The organism is Ruegeria sp. BE1, from assembly GCF_056538885.1.
Window position 1 is genome coordinate 139,245 of record NZ_JBQFTY010000005.1, and the last position, 17,669, is coordinate 156,913.

13 protein-coding genes are annotated in these 17,669 nt (G+C 58.6%); 9 read left to right on the forward strand and 4 right to left on the reverse strand.

Annotated elements, in window-relative coordinates; genetic code table 11:
• Positions 1 to 195: 195 nt before the first annotated feature.
• From ACR0J5_RS15545 to ACR0J5_RS15560, 4 genes are all read right to left on the reverse strand, one after another.
• Entirely contained in the window at positions 196 to 1,092 is an 897-nt protein-coding gene (locus ACR0J5_RS15545; protein WP_480654922.1) for a LysR family transcriptional regulator, read from the reverse strand.
• A gap of 46 nt (positions 1,093 to 1,138) precedes the next feature.
• Entirely contained in the window at positions 1,139 to 2,437 is a 1,299-nt protein-coding gene (locus tag ACR0J5_RS15550) for an HlyD family type I secretion periplasmic adaptor subunit (RefSeq protein ID WP_480654924.1), read from the reverse strand.
• Positions 2,430 to 4,181 (reverse strand): type I secretion system permease/ATPase, encoded by a 1,752-nt coding sequence (locus ACR0J5_RS15555; protein WP_480654926.1) that lies wholly within the window; start codon positions 4,179 to 4,181, stop codon positions 2,430 to 2,432. The genes ACR0J5_RS15550 and ACR0J5_RS15555 overlap by 8 nt, the downstream gene beginning before the upstream one ends.
• A gap of 71 nt (positions 4,182 to 4,252) precedes the next feature.
• Entirely contained in the window at positions 4,253 to 8,653 is a 4,401-nt protein-coding gene (locus ACR0J5_RS15560; RefSeq protein ID WP_480654928.1) for a CHRD domain-containing protein, read from the reverse strand.
• A gap of 248 nt (positions 8,654 to 8,901) precedes the next feature.
• On the opposite strand from ACR0J5_RS15560, the gene ACR0J5_RS15565 reads away from it, so the two are divergent.
• The 9 genes from ACR0J5_RS15565 (at position 8,902) to ACR0J5_RS15605 (ending at position 17,628) form a co-directional block, all read left to right on the forward strand.
• Positions 8,902 to 9,831 (forward strand): LysR family transcriptional regulator, encoded by a 930-nt coding sequence (locus tag ACR0J5_RS15565; protein WP_480654930.1) that lies wholly within the window; start codon positions 8,902 to 8,904, stop codon positions 9,829 to 9,831.
• Positions 9,832 to 9,970: 139 nt separating this feature from the next.
• A complete protein-coding gene (locus tag ACR0J5_RS15570) occupies positions 9,971 to 10,666 on the forward strand; it encodes a superoxide dismutase (protein WP_480654932.1) in 696 nt (231 codons plus the stop codon).
• A 247-nt stretch (positions 10,667 to 10,913) separates the two neighbouring features.
• The gene (locus tag ACR0J5_RS15575; RefSeq protein WP_480654934.1) at positions 10,914 to 12,149 is read left to right on the forward strand and encodes an ABC transporter substrate-binding protein; all 1,236 of its coding nucleotides are present in this window, start codon (positions 10,914 to 10,916) and stop codon (positions 12,147 to 12,149) included.
• Positions 12,146 to 13,123, forward strand: coding sequence for a GntR family transcriptional regulator (locus ACR0J5_RS15580; protein ID WP_480654936.1), 978 nt, complete (start codon positions 12,146 to 12,148; stop codon positions 13,121 to 13,123). Before ACR0J5_RS15575 ends, ACR0J5_RS15580 begins: the two co-directional genes overlap by 4 nt.
• A 237-nt stretch (positions 13,124 to 13,360) precedes the next feature.
• Positions 13,361 to 14,443: an ABC transporter ATP-binding protein gene (locus ACR0J5_RS15585; RefSeq protein ID WP_480654938.1), complete on the forward strand. Its 1,083-nt coding sequence runs from the start codon at positions 13,361 to 13,363 to the stop codon at positions 14,441 to 14,443.
• Entirely contained in the window at positions 14,440 to 15,303 is an 864-nt protein-coding gene (locus ACR0J5_RS15590) for an ABC transporter permease (RefSeq protein ID WP_480654940.1), read from the forward strand. Before ACR0J5_RS15585 ends, ACR0J5_RS15590 begins: the two co-directional genes overlap by 4 nt.
• Positions 15,304 to 15,305: 2 nt before the next feature.
• Positions 15,306 to 16,157 (forward strand): ABC transporter permease, encoded by an 852-nt coding sequence (locus ACR0J5_RS15595; protein WP_480654942.1) that lies wholly within the window; start codon positions 15,306 to 15,308, stop codon positions 16,155 to 16,157.
• Positions 16,154 to 16,876, forward strand: a complete 723-nt coding sequence (locus tag ACR0J5_RS15600; RefSeq protein ID WP_480654944.1) for an SDR family NAD(P)-dependent oxidoreductase — start codon at positions 16,154 to 16,156, stop codon at positions 16,874 to 16,876. Before ACR0J5_RS15595 ends, ACR0J5_RS15600 begins: the two co-directional genes overlap by 4 nt.
• A complete protein-coding gene (locus ACR0J5_RS15605; protein ID WP_480654946.1) occupies positions 16,873 to 17,628 on the forward strand; it encodes an SDR family NAD(P)-dependent oxidoreductase in 756 nt (251 codons plus the stop codon). The genes ACR0J5_RS15600 and ACR0J5_RS15605 overlap by 4 nt, the downstream gene beginning before the upstream one ends.
• Positions 17,629 to 17,669: the final 41 nt, after the last annotated feature.

Consider the following 17,669-nt stretch of genomic DNA (forward strand, 5'->3'; position numbering starts at 1 on the left):
AACCGTGGTTGGTCGCTGCCTAAGGTCTCAACATGACAGGAATATGTCCGTTTGTTCAACCTGAGGCAGGTTGCGAGGTTTGTCTGGAATCCAGGCGCTCGGCCCCGCCTTTCGCCTCGAATTTCGGCAGTGGTCTGACGGTTGGATGGCTTCACCACAAGAAGGCGCATTCTTGGACTGTGTTCATTTCCGGTTCTATTGCGCGAGATTGCGCAGGTTCAAAACCTGATTGTCTATGGCCTTGTCGAAAATTCCCGCAGCTCTTGCGGCCTGGTCAGACAGATCAATCGGGTTAATGCGGTTCAGAAAATATGTTCCCAAATTCCCCAAATATTCATCCAGAAAAACAAGGTTCTTGGACGTCATCTTATGAATGACAAACAGATCCCCGATACAGCCAAGCCCCACACCCGAAGCGATCGCATTCAGGTAGGAATTGATGCCATCGGCGCGGAATACAGGTTTGCATTCGAACCCAAGAAATTCGAGCTTCGCGTAAAAAGCATTCGCCAGCCTGTGCTGATCCGAAAGCTCAACGATTGGCAGTGTCAGCTGTTTCATCGGCTTATTGAGTATAAAGTCCTTGCTTGCGATCCAGCGCATTGTGAACGGCCAGCTTTTTTCAATGAGCGGGCCGCTCTTGTCCTGAGTGATCGTATACAAGATGCGGTTGCCGCTGAGGTTGCGAGCCTGCGCTTCGATGTCTTCAAAGCTTTTCATGTCCACAAACAGCGCGGGCAGATCGGTCTCAGGTCCTGTGTTGAAGATATTGTACGGGTTCAGGAAGGACTCGACCGTCGAGATTAAAGATATGCGAACCTGCTCTGGGCTGTCCTTGTCCGAGATGCTGCGGATGTGATGGATGCTGCGCAGGATTTCCTCGCTGTGATTCAGCAACTCACGGCCGCCAGGTGTCAGGCGGAAGCCAAAGCTGCCGCTTTCCACAAGTTTGCAGCCAACCAGAGATTCCAAGGAGCGGACCCTGTTGCTGATCGCCGGTTGGGAACAGCCCATCACTTTGGCCGTTTTGGAATACGACTTTACCCTGCACAGGATCGCAAACGACTCGATTGCTTCTAGTGAAATACGCATTTTGCCTGCCTGCTCGATAGGATCCGCCCGCTGATCGGGGGCTGTGCTATTCGTCCCGAAATGTCTTGGACATGGCATCGCGGATGGGGCGCGACAGGTACGAGATCACCAGTCTTTCACCGGTTGAGACCAGCACTTCGACCGGCATGCCCGGAACCAGTTCCTGACCGTTGATGCGTGAGAATTCCGCCTCGGACACTTCGACCTCGGCGCTGTAATAGACCGCGCCTGTTACCGGGTCCGACAGGGTATCAGCGGACACCCATTTGACCGAGCCATTCAATTCCGGCGTCTGGTTGTAGTTGAACGCGGTCAGACGCACACGCGCATCCTGACCCGGCGCGATCCTGTCAACCTCGGTGACCGGAATATTCGCCATCAGGATGGGCTGTTCAGCGACGGGTACGATATCCATGATCGCCTGACCGGGTGCTATGACGCCCCCTTTTGTGTGGAACCCGAGGTTCAGCACACGCCCGTCCAGAGGGGCCAGAATTTCGCTGCGCGCAATCCGGTCCTGCGCCGTGGTCTGACGCTCCAGCGCTTCGCGCAGACGTTGCGAGACATCGGACAGTTCGGTCGAGATTTCTTCGCGCGATGTGGCCGCGCTGCTGACCAGGGCGCTTTCAACCTCGGCGATCTGGGCCTGAACACTGTCAATCTGGGCTGTGTTGGTGGACAGGCTGGCTTCGATATCAAGGGCGGCGCGGCGCACCTGCAACAGACGGGTTACGTTTGCGAGACCCTTGTCATTTAGAACCGAAACCGTCTCAAGCTCTTCCTGGGTCAGCCTCTGGTTGGCTTCTTGCGACTTGATCTGGCTGCGCAGTCCCGCGACCTGAGCCAACAGAGCATCTTTTTGCGTCTCAAGCTGCGCGACATTGGCGGCCTTGGCCAGGGCGCGGCTTTCGAACAGCTGGGCCTCACTTTCGAAAATCTCGCGGGCTTCGTCTGTCTGATCGAATTCCGATGCAAGCGCCGGGAAATCACCCTCGCTCAGTTCGGCCTGCAGCCGGGCCTTGCGGATGGACAGAGACGCGATCTGGCTGCTCAGCGCGTTCAGTTCGGCCTGTTCCCGGGTTGTGTCCAGGCTGACTAGGACCTGACCCTGTTTCACCGCATCATCTTCTGACACGTGGATTTCATAGATGATGCCGCCTTCGAGATGCTGAACGGTCTGACGATCCGTTTCCAAGGCGACCATGCCGGGGGCGACAATGGCACCGTCAATGCGGGTTGCCATGGACCAATAGCCCAGCCCGCCCAGCATCAGGCCCATGGTGGCGGCGCCGAACCAAACCCAGTTTCCAATCCGGTCTGCGGGGGATGTTTTAGTGTTACGCATTGGTCTTACCCTCACGTTTTGGCGCTGCATCTGCGGCGCTGTCGCTTGCTTTCTTGGTGCGGTTTTCGGTGTAGGTCCGCAGGATTTCATCGCGCGGGCCATAGGCCGAGACCATGCCGCTATCCATGACCAGCACCTTGTCTGCGTGGTTCAACGACCCCATGCGATGCGCGATCATGACAACGGTCCGGCCTTCGTTTTTCAGCCGTTCGATGGTCATGTTAAGGGCGGCAGTGCCCGCGGCATCCAGATTTGAGTTCGGCTCATCCAGCACGATCAGGGACGGGTTTTTATACAGAACCCGGGCCAGCCCGATGCGCTGACGCTCACCACCCGAAAGGGCGCTGCCGTTTTCGCCCAAGGGCGTATCGTAGGCCTTGGGCAGTTTCAGAATAAGGTCATGGGCATTGGCGGCCCTGGCCGCGGCAACCACGTCGGCATCGCTTGCATCCGATTGGAACCGGGCGATGTTTTCGCGGACGGTGCCATCGAACAGCTCGACCGTCTGTGGCATGTATCCCACCGAATCCCGCAGTTGCAGGGCATTCCAATAGCTCATGTCAGCGCCGTCCAGACGCACGCTGCCCCGGTTGGGTTCCAACGTGCCGACGATGACGCGCGCCAGGGTGGATTTGCCCGATCCGCTGGGGCCGATGACCGCAAGAACTTCGCCCGCGTCCAGCGACAGCGACACGTTTCTCAGAACCGTGGCGGCACCATCCGGGGTCATTGCAAACACGTTCTTCAAGGCCAGCACACCGCGCGGTTGCGGCAGCTGAACGGACGGGCTGACCGGCGGGAAGTCTTCCAGCAGTGTGTTGAGACGCTTGCGCGCGGCACTGGCCAGAACATATTGACGCCAGCTGCCAATCGCCTGCTCGGCGGGGGCAAGCGCGCGCCCGACCAGAACCGATGCGGCGATGATCGAACCGGCGCTCAGATCGCCCGAAATGGCCAGATACGCGCCCAGTCCCAGAACCGCGGATTGCAGCACCAGCCGAACCGTCCGCGAGATCGATGACAGGGTTGCCGCCATATCGCTGATCTGGCTTTGTTTGACCTGTGCCTGACCGTTCAGCCCGTTCCAGTGGCTGTACAGATCGTCCCGCATCCGCATCGCATGCGCCACCTCGTGGTTGCGCGACACGTCATTCAGAATGCGTTTGCTGCGGATTTGGAACTGGTTGGCCCGGGCAACGCCGCGATGGGTCAACATGTTGTTGATCATGGCAACAGCGATCAGAAACACCACACCGGCCAGACCCACATATCCCAGCCATGGATGCAGCAGATAGGCAAACCCCAGATAGATCGGAGTCCACGGCGCATCGAACATCACCGCAGGCGTTGATCCACCCATGAACTCGCGCACTGAATTCAGGTCGCCGATGGCGTCGCGGCCTTTGGCCCCGCCCTCTTTGACCGATCGTTCGATCTGTGCGTCGAAGACGCGTTTTTCCAGCCGATTGCCCAGCCGGTTGCCGATCCGCACCAGAATGCGTGACCGCACAAGGGACAGCAGGCCGAATACGGAATACAATCCCAGCATCAGCACGCTCAGACCAAAGAGGGTCTGGTAGCTCTGGCTGGGCAAGGCCCGGTCATAGACCAGGATCATGAAAAGCGGGCCGGTCAGCATCGTCAGGTTGATCACCATGCTGATGACACCGGTGGTAACTAAACCCGGGCGAGCGGCACGGAACGCCTGCTCAAGCTCGGTACGTTTGAGGGGACTATGGGACATGGTGGCCCTCTTTCTTGCTGAAAACAAAGGAAGGAAACGGCGGCGACCGTCAGGCCGCCGCCGTGATTGGGTTAGACCAGAACGTTATCTTCGTTCAGATCGGCCAGCTGGACGCCCAGCAGTGTGACACTGCCGTCGTCACCCAGGTCGATGACAACGTCATTGCCGTCCTGCGTCGCCATGGCGGCCACGTCACCGAAGGTTTCGAACTCGAACGCAGCGGACGTCAGGTCGAGCACATCACCGTTGGCAAAGGCTTCGAAGTCGCCAATGACATCGTCACCGGCATTGGCTTCGAACACGAAGGTGTCAGAGCCGCGGTTGCCTTCCAACCGGTCGTTCCCTTCACCGCCGTTGATGATGTCGTCCCCGAGACCCGCGCAGACAATGTCGTCGCCTGCACCGCCATCAAGGATATCATCACCGCGACCACCTTCGATGATGTCGTTACCGGCACCACCTTCGATGACATCGTCGCCACGACCACCATCGATCATGTCAGCGCCCAGGCCACCTTCGATGATGTCGTCACCGTTGCCGCCATCGAGAACGTCGTCGCCTTCGCCGCCAACCAGAAGGTCATCGTCGTTGCCGCCGTTCAGCGCATCATTGCCGGTGCCGCCAATCAGGTCGTCATCGCCATTGCTGCCGACAAGCTGGTCGTTTCCAGCCTCGCCTTCCAGGGTGTCGTCACCGTTGCCGCCGTCCAGAACGTCGTTCCCGGCACCGCCAAGGACAATGTCATCGCCGTTGCCTGCATCGATGTTGTCGTCGCCGACACCACCTTGCAGATCATCGTCCTCATTGGTCGCTTCGACGACCACTTCGGGCTGTTCCGGCGCGAAGACAAAGTTCTCGGCCACCAGCTCGTCGGGGGCAACCCCTTCGAGGGTGATCTGATCACCATTGCCCAGATCGATGACGGTGTTCTCACCATCTGCCTCGATCTGCAGATCGGACAGCTGCGTGATGCCGAAATCGGACACATCCAGGAAGTCGCCGTTTTCGACACTGACCGAGAAGTCAGCCACAACGTCGAAACCGGTACCGCGACGGAAGGCGAACGTGTCGCGGCCCGACCCACCGATCAGGGTGTCGTTGTCGGCACCACCATCGAGGAAGTCGTCACCACGGCCACCATCAACGATGTCTTCACCCGCACCGCCGAACAGTTCGTCATCGCCACCTTCGGCAATGTCGATCACAATGCGCAGAAGCTGTTCATCGCCACCGTTGCGGGTAAAGTCGCCTTCGATCGGGTCAATAATCGTACCGGCCGCGGTTTCGCCGCCCAGAATGTTGACAGGCGTACCGTCCGGGTTGCCTTCCGAGCCGTTGAAGCCCGGGTGCAGACCCACGACACCGTTCTCGGCCGTTCCCTGATCGCGCGCGGTCTGGTTGAGGAAGGCGGCACCTTCTTCGTTATTGACCTCGGTGCCCGCGTCCAGAACATCGTCGCCAAACCGTTCGATGATGACCGGGCCAAGGAAATTGCCCTCTTCATCAAAGATCGGATCTGCCAACGCATCGTCCGGAACTGCCAGGAACGCATCGTTCGACGGGATGATCATGGTGGCCCAGGTAAAGAAGCCCTGACCGACCTGATCGGTGTTTACGTTCAGCGTAAAGCTGGCCGTTTCACCGGGATCGATCACACCTGGCGCACCGATGCCGCCCAGAATGGTCGCATCCACACCATTGTCGCCAACCTGCTGGTTGAACTCGGCTGCGATCCCTTCGACGCTGCCATCCTCGGCCAGACGTTCCAGACCCAGGCTGGCTTCTTCGCCTGCGGTGAACAGGTCAAAGTTGGCGCCATCATGGAAACCGAACCAGACAGGCGTCAGGAAGGTTCCGCCTTCGCCCAGCGTGTTGGTGACCGATACGGTGATGGCCTCGCCGTCACCCACAGCATCGCCGCGGATCACGTCGTTGCCTGCGCCGCCGCGGATCACGTCGTCGCCCGCGGCACCGGCCAGCAGGTTGTCACCCTCGTCGCCGGTCAGGATGTCGTCATTGACGGACCCTGTCAGGTTTTCGATGCTGATCAGCTGATCCTGCACGCCATTGCCGTTCGGCGCGGCATAATCAGCCGTACCGGCAGACAGGTCTGCAGTTACAGACGAGCCGATGTCGCTGAAATCCGCCGTGTCGATCCCTTCACCACCGTCGGTGATGTCGTTGCCGCCACCGCCACGCAGGACGTCATTGCCTTCGCCGCCTTCCAGGATGTCATTGCCACCCCGGCCAACCAGCAGGTCGTTGCCGTCGTTGCCGGTCAGAGTGTTGGCGTTGTTGTCGCCAAACAGCTGATCGTCAAGCGCCGAGCCGTCGAGGTTTTCGAACCCTTCGAAATTCTCGAAGATCGTGACATTCGCGTTCGGAGCATATGAGGCGCTGCCTGTTGCCAGATCCGCGACCACCTCGGCGTTGATCCCCTGGAAGCTGTTGGTGTCGATCCCTTCGCCACCGCTCAGGACATCCAGACCGCCGCCACCGGCGATAAAGTCGTCACCCGCACCACCATCGATGGTGTTCGGCGCAGCACCGGTTGCTACGATGTTGTCATCGTTGGACGTGCCGGTGATGTTCTCGATGCCGGTGAAGCTTTCCAGGATCAGCGGGCCGTTTCCGCCACCGCCGTTATACTCGGCCGTACCGTTGCCAAATGCATCCAGCGTGACGCGAACACCCGCAATCGTCGGATCTGCAGCACCCAGGTTGATGTTGGAGAAGTCGTTGGTGTCCGACCCTTCACCACCGTCGATGACATCGGTGCCGCCGCCGCCGATCAGGGTGTCATCCCCCGCACCGCCGTTCAGAACATCGTTGCCGCCAAGGCCGCTTAGCACGTCGTCGCCGTCCAGACCGTTCAGGACATTCGGGCCACCGTCACCGATGATCACGTCACCATCATTGGAGCCGTCGACATTCTCGATGCTGATCAATGTGTCGGTTTCGACAACGGCCAGAGTCACAGCTTCGACGTCCAGAACGCCCGAGGGGTTTTCTGCAACTTCTTCGGCGCTTGCCAGGATTGCTCCGGCATCGACCAGCGTGTCGCGCACGACGGGGCCGTTTTCACCGGCAGGCGCATTGTGCAGGTGGATGGCGGATACCGCACCCGGGATCGGGGTCAGCAGGTCGGATACGGCCAGACCGGTCACCGACAGTTGGGACGAATAGGTCGCGATGCCGTCTTCGACTGTGACGGTCACAGTCGCCAGTCCGGTTGCGTCTGAATCAGACACCGGGTCAGGTTCCTGAGCGGCGTCCAACCGGGCGGTCAGAACAAGTGTGCCGTTCCCTTCGAAATCCAGATTGTTCTGCGTAACAAACAACTGACCACGGATTTCTCCGGCGGGGAAATCGGCGGTGTGGATGTTGTAGTACAGCTCTCCGGCCAGGGCTTCGTCAACCAGGCTGTCCTCGGGATCGCCAAAGTTCGCAAAGGATGCGTCTTCGACCGAAACCGAAAAGCCGGTTTCGCGGGTGGCAATTCCTGCACCCAGATCAACGTCGACAGGTACATCGACATCGTTAAAGGCGGCCGTGTCGCTGCCTTCGCCACCATCCAGAACGTCATCGCCCAGACCACCGGTCAGAACGTTGTCATTCTCATCACCGGTCAGAATGTCAGCGTCATCCGAACCAACGATGTTTTCGATGCTGATCAGCGTGTCGGTTTCAACAACCGCATCGGTCACGGCCTCGATCTCAAGAACGCCCGAGGGGTTCTCGGCCACTTCCTCGGCGGTGGCCAGTTCGGCACCGGCATCCACCAGCGAGTCGCGCACAACCGGGCCGTTGATGCCGGCGGGTGCGTTGTGCAGGTGGATGGCAGAAACCGCACCCGGGATCGGGGTCAGCAGGTCGGATACGGCCAGACCGGTCACCGACAATTCCGACGAATAGGTCGCAATGCCGTTTTCGACCGTCACGGTCACGGATGCGGTTCCGGTTGCCAGCGAGTCCGACAGGGGGCCGGGCTCTTGTGCTGCGTCCAATACGGCTGTCAGCACCAGCGTACCGTTGCCGAACTCATCCAGATCGTTTTCTTCAACCAGCAGCTGGCCGCGGATTTCACCACCCGGGAAGTCGGCAGTGTGAATGTTGTAGTACAGGTTCCCTGCCAGGGCTTCGTCAACCAGGCTGTCCTCGGGGTCAGCAAAGTTCACGAAAGGCGCGCCTTCTACCGAAACCGAAAAGCCGGTCTCGCGGGTTGCTTCGCCTGCGGGCAGATCAACGTTGACGGGCACGTCGATGTCGTTGAAGGCCGCGGTGTCGATCCCTTCGCCACCATCCAGCGTATCATCGCCCAGACCGCCGGTCAGAACGTCATTGCCGCCAAGACCCTCAATCTGATCGTCGCCGCCAAGGCCGTTGATAATATCGTCTTCAGGGGTACCCACCAGTTGGTTGTCGTTGTCGTCGCCTTCGATAATCGGGTTCATCATGTCTTCGGGGTTCATGTTACACTCCAAGCTAGAAAGCGAACGCTTCTGCGCTCACGCCGGGTTACCTGCGCCTGGAAGAACCCGTCTCAACTGTTCAAAAATGAAGGGTAGACCATCAAGTGGGGCATGACCCCAAACTATTTGCCAAGCCACTCATATTGAACGAAAAAAAATTCCAATTCACGAAGTCACAAGTAAAGTTGAACTCGGGTTTTTTCCTGTCGAAATGTGAAATCATAGGGAAAGAGCAAAGGCACAACACCATGAGTGACAACATTTCGGCGACAGACGCTTTGGAAAAAGTCCCGGTTCAGGATTGGGACCTGCTGCGGTTTCTTGTGTGTGTGGCACGCGCGGGCAGTATTGCCACCGCCTCGGGCCAATTGTCGGAAAGCCCGGCCACGGTGGGCCGCAAGCTGCGCGAGCTGGAAAAGTCCTTGTCCCTGCCATTGTTTGAGCGCGGGTCTACGGGCGTTTCGCTGACACCCATTGGCGAAGACATTCTGAAAATCGCGTTGGGGATCGAAACCGAGCTTTGCCATATGGGCGAGGTGGCCCGCGGCCATCTTGGTTTCAAGGGCAGCCGGGTTTCAGTGGCTGCACCAGAGGGGTTCGGATCGTCGGTTCTTGCGCCGAAACTGATCGAATTTCACGCATTGAACCCCCACATCAAGATTGACCTGCTGTTGTCCAACAAAAAGGCAAACCTGCACAATCGCGAAGCTGACATTGCCCTTCGTATGGGTGAACCAGAAGCGTACCGCGTCAACAGCGAAAAGCTGGGCGTCGTGAAGTTTGGGATTTACGCGTCACGGGAATACCTGTGCGACCTTGGACCGATCCAAACCCTTGAGGATTTTCTGGGCCATAATGTTATTGTCGCCACCGGCGCGCTGAGCCAGACGGTGCAGGATGTCGAATTCCGCAAAATTACCGATAAATGCAATGTTGCGGCCAGAACCGATAACGTGAACGCGCAACTCTCGGCCGTCAAAAGCGGGCTGGGTTTTGCTGCGCTGCCGAAATTCATGGCGGAATCCGACGCGGACCTTGTCGAAGCATTGCCGGGATTTCTGACCCAGTGCCTGGACCTGTGGATTTTGACCCATAGCGACATTGCGCCCTACCCACATGTTCAAACGACCATCGAATTCCTGGTCAATACCTGTCGGGGTGTGGTCGAACCGCATTGAGACGCGGCCCAAACATCCGATCCCATTCAGGACGCCCGCTGCGGCGATTTGTACATCCCCGCCTTCGAATAAATCCATGACGCAGGTGTTTTAAAGACATCTGTCGGATCCATCGACAGGCAATGGAAAGGACCAAAAAATGACTCTCTCACGTCGTGGATTTCTGGCGTCTGCCGGCTCGGGCCTGTTGGTTGCAGCAGCGCCGGCTTTTGCGAAAAAGGCGATTGCCGCCGAAACCTATACGCTGCCCTCCCTTGATTACAGCTACTATGCCCTTGAACCCGTCATCAGCGCCGAGACGATGGAGCTGCATCACAGCAAACATGCCGCTGGCTATGCCCGCAATCTGAACAAACTGATCCCCGGAACACCCCTTGAGGGGCAATCCCTGGACAGCATCATCAAGGCCGCAGCAGCCGATCGGGGCAAGTACCAGACCGTTCTCAACAATGCGGGCCAGCACTGGAACCATTCAGAGTTCTGGAAAATGCTGATCCCCGGCGGCACCGGCGTCCCCGGAACCCTTCAGAAAAAGATCGAAGGCGATTTCGGCAGCTTTGAGGCTTTCCGCGAGCAATTCATCACTGTGTCCAGCAAGCAATTCGGGTCGGGCTGGGGCTGGCTGGCTGTCGACACGTCCGGCAAACTGACGGTTCTTTCGACGCCGAACGGCGAGAACCCGTTTGTCCACGACATGTTCCCCCTGTTGGGCATCGATGTCTGGGAACATGCCTATTATGTGGATTACCGCAACCGGCGCAAAGACTACATCGCCGCCGTTTTCGATGGCATAGTCAACTGGGACTATGTGGACGCACGGTTGTCAAACGCATAGCGGCACCCGCTGGTCATTCGAATAGAACAAACGCTGAAGCGGCGTCATAACCCGCTTCAGCGTTTCCTGTTTTCATTGATGCTGTTGAGGTATTTCTGCCTCGTTCTTTCAATCAGAGTCGGCCACATTGACATATCCGGGCGCCCTCGATGCCGATAACACTGGAAACTCAACATTTACGGCTGTGGGCATGGCAGCTAGTTTGACGTCATCTCATGTCTGAGACGGTTAGCGATCAGGAGTATCAATGCCCATCGACCTCTCTGTCGAGCACAAACTGGCCGCGCCTCCGCGGGTCAAGCGCCGTACTTTGCGGGTGATCGGAACGGACGTCACGCTGCTGGAAAGCGTTCGCAAGATGGCGATGGAAGATCTGCAGTTCGACATTGAATATGAGTCTCTGGATTTTCTGACCTGTCAGCGCCGCGCGGCGACGCATCCGGAACACTACGATATCTACGAACAGTGTTTTCACAATCTGGACATCGTTTGGTATTGGGGCGCGCTGCAGCCGATTGATACGCAGCGGATCGCCGAATGGGACAACATAGGCGACTTGTCCAAGCTTGGGGGTGTCAGCAAATACATGCGGCAGGGCTATGGCGACGCTCCGGTCCGCAAGCTGTATGTCCAGCCAGACGGCGTGATCGGGCAACAGCCCATGCAGTACATTTCGATGTTGCCAACGGCACATAATGTCGACTCGTTCGGGTTTGATCGCCGCGTTTTTGGCGACGAAGGCCCCGAAGGATCCAGCTGGGCGTGGTTGCTGGATAAACGGGCCAAAGGACGGATTGCGATCGTGGATGAGCCCGCGATCGGTTTTTTTGATGTGGCTTTGGCCGCCGAGGCCAGCGGCGATCTCAACTTTGTCGATATCTGCAACATGTCGGTGAATGAAATCGATAACCTGATGGCGCTTCTGGAGACGCTCAGGCAACAGGGCTTTTTTTGCGACAGCTGGAAATCCGCTCAGGATGCCGAGGCGTTGTTGCACGCGGGCAAAGTGGCCGCGCAGAGTATGTGGTCGCCCTCATACGGCAACCTTGGTCCGATGGAAGAGTATTTCGTCGAAAGCGTCCCCCGCGAGGGGTATCGCGCGTGGCACGGGGGCGCCTCGCTTGCGCGACATCTAACCGGAACCAAACTTGGCATGGCCTACGAGTATCTGAACTGGTGGCTAACGGGTAAGGCCGGGGCCGTCATGGCGCGGCAGGGTTATTACATGACGGTGCCCAACAACACGCGGCAATTCCTGACAGAGGATGAGTGGGACTATTGGTATGATGGTCAGGTTGCCCGCTCTGATCTTGTCGGTACAAACGGTCAGGTCGTCGTCAAAAAGGGGCGGCGTCGCACGGGTGGCGCGTACCATCAACGGGTCAGCCGCATCGCCCTTTGGAATACGGTCATGGACGAATACAACTATGCCGCCCGGGCATGGAACCGCTTTATCTCAGCCGTCCGGGAGGGCAAACCATGAGCCGGACAACGGGCGTACGCGGGCAAGAGCCGTTGTATGAGGTCATCAGCCAGATTCTGAAACGCAACATCGAATCCGGACGTCTGCCCCGTGGTCTTGTTCTGATCGAAGGTCCGATTGCGCGCGTCATGCTGACCAGCCGCGCGCCGGTTCAGGCGGCGCTTCGCAAACTACATGAAGAAGGAATGATCCACCGGTTCCGTGGACGCGGGTATCTGGTGGGCGACGCTGATATGGAACCGATCCGGCGGCCAATCAACGAATTCCAGCTTGATATCCCCGACCGCTCCAGGTCGGCATTGGCCATCCGCGGCACTTGGATGCGGGTCTATGACCAGGTCGAGGCCGATGTTGCCGCATGTCAGGTCTTTGGAGAATTTCGGCTGATTGAAACCGAGCTGGCCGATTACCTTGGCGTCAGCCGCACGGTCGCGCGCGACGTGCTCAGCCGCCTGAACGAACGTGGCCTTATTCGCAAGGGCGCGTCCTCACATTGGCTAGCCGGCCCGCTGACGGCGCATGTGTTGCGCGAGAAATACCAACTCAGCGCGATTGTCGAACCCGCCGCACTGATCCTGGCGGCTGACTTTATCGATCCTGTCGAAATCAACAAAGTGCGCGATCAGATCCGCCAGGGGCTGACGCGCGAATCCGATGCCTATGAGGCGGCGTTCCAGAAACACTGTCTTGAAAGGGCACCAAACACCGCCCTGGTCGAGATGGTACTGAACAACCGGCTGTTGCTGTCTTCGGTGAACGAGGCGCTGAACCGGCTGGGCCTGCCAGCCGATCACGTTGCTGTCGACCAATACCGCGTCCTGTTTGATCTTATCGGTTCTCGCCAGATCAATGCCGCCGCAGAGTATCTGAAAGAGCATTTACGCCTGTTGGCAGACAAGAATGTGGCCCGGCTGAAGATTGTTGCGCTTGTCCCAGAAGCCGAGGCGATTCCGGGATATCTCTCCCCGCTTTAATTGGCTTGCGTATCCTTTATTCATTTTTAATTTAGGTGGTATGAAGGTTTTCTTGAAAAATACCCCATATCTCCGCTGTTTTTTCTCCAAAAATGATTATTGACGTATAATTAAATGCAAACTTTCATACGAAGTGCGTTTTAAAAGGGTGCGCTCTTCAGTGCTGCTCGGGGGGTCCGGCAGCCATTTGGAAAGACATGACGCTGTCTGCGCCCTGAATACCAAATGGGGAATTGAATGGGTCATACAGAGTCCATCTTCAGACTGGAAAATGTCTCGCGGCACTTTGGCGACTTGATCGCGCTCAACGACATTTCGTTCGAGGCGACACAGAACGAATACATCTCATTGCTGGGGCCATCGGGGTCAGGCAAGACAACACTGCTGCGTGTGATGGCGGGGTTCGAAAAACCCGATATGGGCCGCATTCACTTTCTGGGTCAGGACATCACCGATCTGCCCGCCCACAAGCGCGGAATTGGGTTCGTGTTTCAGAACTTCGCGCTGTTTCCGCATCTGACCGTGTTTGAAAACATCGCCTTCGGGCTGCGTAACGGCACGCAGGACGTGGCGGGTTCAGACGTCGAGACCCGCGTCACGGACATGATTGACCTGGTCGGATTAAAGGGGCTGGAAGATCGCGTGCCCGACCAGATTTCCGGCGGCCAGAAACAACGCGTGGCGCTGGCCCGTACTCTGGTCATGCAGCCCAAACTGGTGTTGCTGGACGAACCGCTCGGGGCTTTGGACGCCAATCTCCGGGGCCGCATGCAGACCGAGCTTCGGCAAATCCGAGAACGGCTGGACGTGACCTTTCTGCATGTAACCGGCAGCGAGACCGAAGCGCTGGCGATGGGCGACACGGTCGCGGTGCTGGATCAGGGGAACATCATCCAAACGGGTACACCCGAGCAGATTCACGACACCCCGGCCAGTTCGGATGTGGCCCTGTTTCTGAACCGGTTCAACCTGTTTGACGGCACCCTGGCGGACAACACGTTCCGCGGCCCGTTCGGAGCGGTGCCGGTACAGCACGCGCAGCATAATGCCAAGGATGTCTATGCCATCCGCTATGATCGCACCAAAGCCTTCAGGCAGGGCGACACCCTGCCCGGCCCGGCCCTGCCCGCGCGGTATCTGGCCAGCGAATATCTGGGGTCGTCGGTGATTTCCTTCTTTGAAACCGCCGACCGCAAACAGGTCGAGGTGGATCACCACCTCAGCTTTGGTGAGCCGGACACATACGAGGTCGGTCAGGATTATGTCCTGTCCTGGGACCCGGACCACGCCATTGTCTTTGGTCAGGAGGCCGCAGCATGAGCGCATCGTCCCCCGACCGCAACGCGTTTACCGGCTGGCTGCTGGCGCCGGGTGTCTTCTGGATGATCCTGTTTCTGGTCGCGCCGATCATGATGATTGTCTACGTCTCATTCTGGACGCAGACCACCTTTTCCATCAACTCGACGCTCACGCTGGACAGCTGGAAAAACTTCTTCAGCTCTGAGGCATATGTGGGCGCGCTTTGGACGACGTTGCGGCTGTGGCTGATCGTCCTCGCGATGACCTTCATCATCGGCTACCCGGCGGCGCTGTTCGTGGGATTGCTGGTCAAAAGCAAGACCGTCTCGACCGTGTTGCTGGTGCTGTGCGTTATCCCGTTCTGGACCTCGTTCCTGATCCGCGTGCTGGCATGGCGGCCGATGCTGGGCAAGGAAGGCGCGATCAACATCATCCTGCAAAAGCTGGGGCTGATCGACAGCCCGATCGAGGTTTTGTTGTTCTCGGAACTGTCGGTGATCATAGGCATGACACAGATTTACGTGGTGTTCATGGTTGGCCCGATTGCCTTCATGCTGGGCCGCATCGACCGCAATATTATCGAGGCTGCACGCGATCTGGGCGCAGGCTTTGGGCGCATCTTCTGGAAGATCATCTTCCCCCTCAGCCTGCCGGGCGTCGTCGTGGGCGCGATTTTCGTCAGCGTCATGGTTCTGGGTGAGTTCGCAACCTCGGGCGCGCTGTCGGGGCGCAAGGTGAACCTGCTGGGCAACATCATCGTCACGCAGGTGGGCTCGCTCAAATGGGCGATGGCCTCGGTCGTGGGCGTCATCCTGACCATTCTTCTTGGCATCGTCGTGGCCGGTTTCCTGCGCATCGTCGACCTGAAAAGCGAGCTGTGATCATGGAGACCAAAATCCTCAAGCCCATCCTCGCCGTCTACGTCGCCGCGTTCATCCTGTTTCTTTATGGCCCGTTCATCGTGCTGGGTATCCTGTCGTTCCAGCAAGGCCCCGAAGGCGGGCCACAGTTTCCTATCATCGAATGGTCGACCTACTGGTATCAGCACCTGTTCGGCCTGACCCCGCCGTCGCGCATCGCGCCATTGCCGGTGGGTGAGGCGCTGCTGCGGTCGCTGACTCTTGCCTTTATGACGATGGTCACGGCCACGGTTCTGGGAGTTATGGCTGCGCAGGCCTTTCGCCGCCGCTTCAAAGGGGCAGGCATCGTCTTTTACCTGATCGTTCTGGGCATGATGGTACCCGGAGTTCTGACCGGGCTGGGCACGTCGCTACTGGCCAACAACGTTGTGGGTGTCGAGCGGCACTGGTGGTCGACGGCCTTCGTGGCGCATGTCGTCTATACCTTCCCTTTTGCCTTTCTGGTAATGCTGGCGATCCTGAACCGCTTTGACGGATCGGTTGAGGAAGCCGCGTGGTCTCTGGGTGTTTCGCCGGCGCGCACGTTCCGCAAAGTAACCTTTCCGCTGATCTTCCCCGGCGTGCTGTCAGCTATGCTGTTCGCCTTCACGCTCAGCTTTGATGAATTCCCGCGCACCCTGTTTGCCTCGGGCCGGGATCAGACGCTGCCGCTGGCGATCTACGGAACATTCTCGGTTGAGATTCACCCCAATATTTTTGCCTTCGGTGTGATGACAACGTTGTTCTCATTCTCGCTGCTGGCCGTTTACGGCATTCTGATGGGCCTCAGCGTGCGGCGGGCCAAGAAAATCGCGATGCAGGAGGAGATCTCATGAGCATCGCGATTGTGACAGGTGCCGGGTCCGGTATCGGACAGGCCATTGCCGAAAAGCTGGCGGCTGATGGCTATAAGATGCTGGTGAACGACTATAACGCCGATGCAGCCGAGGCGACGGCGGCCCGGATCGGCCTTGCAGCGGCAGCCCATCATGGAGATGTATCTGATCCTGCCGACGTGGCGAAGATGATCGCGCATTGCAAACAGGTGTTCGGTGCGCCGACCCATCTGGTGAACAATGCCGGGCATGTCCACCAGTCTGCGTTCACTGACCTTTCGGTAGATGATTTTGACCGCATGATTGCCGTGCATCTGCGTGGGACATTCCTGTGCACCAAGGCTGTTATTCATGAAATGTTAAGCGCCGCGAAAGGCTGCGTGGTTAATGTGGCGTCCCAGTTGGGGCAGATTGGCGGCGTTGAACTGGTGCATTATTCGGCGGCCAAAGCCGGCATTCTGGGCATGACCAAAGCGCTGGCGCGCGAGGTGTCAGCGAACGGGATACGCGTGAATGCCGTCGCCCCCGGCCCGATCAACACACCACTGGTACGTGCGCTGTCGCCGGACTGGCAGGCAGCCAAGGCAGCCGAGCTTCCGCTGGGCTATTTCGGTGAGCCGCAGGACGTGGCCGATACGGTCGCGTTTCTGTGCTCGGACGCGGCGCGCATCTATGTCGGCCAGACCCTTTGCCCCAATTCAGGAGACGTAATGCTATGAGCAGAACCGTGTTCATCACCGGAGGTGGCATCGGCATCGGCCGCGCCTGCGCGCTGGCCTTTGCGGCGCAGGGTGACACCGTGATCGTCACCGATGTGCTTGAGGCCGAGGGCCAGTCCGTCGCGGACGAAATCAAGGGCGCCGGCGGCACCGCCGAGTTCCATCATCTCGACGTGCGCGACACCGCCCGCGCGGATGCGCTCGTCGCCGATATCGAGGCACGCCAAGGGGGTATCGACATCATTGTCGCCAATGCGGGTATTGCCCATCGGGTACCGCTGGACGCGCTGACGGATGAAAAGTGGGATCACACGTTTGATATTGACCTCAAGGGCATGTTTCGGGTGATCCGCCCGGCCCTTGCGGGCATGAAATCGCGCGGTTCAGGGAACATTGTTTGCCTGTCTTCGATCATGGGTGTGGCCTATGGCTGGGACGAACATGTCCATTATTCCTCGGCCAAGGCCGGGGTGGTTGGGCTGGTGCGCGGTCTGGCCGTGGAACTGGCCCGCGACGGCATCCGCGTGAACGGAGTGGCCCCGGGATATATCCGCACCGCGCAACTTCTTTCCGAAGAACATTCGCTGGGCCCTGCGGGGGCAGAAACCGCGGGGGACAACATTCCGATGGGACGGATTGGCGAACCCGACGACATCGCCGATGTCGTTGTTTTCCTTGCCTCAAACGGGGCGCGTTACCTCACCGGACAAGTGATTGCTGTAGATGGTGGCCTGTTGGTCGGACGGTACTGAATGCAGCGGGGCCCGTGGCCCCAAACCAAAGAAAAAGACAC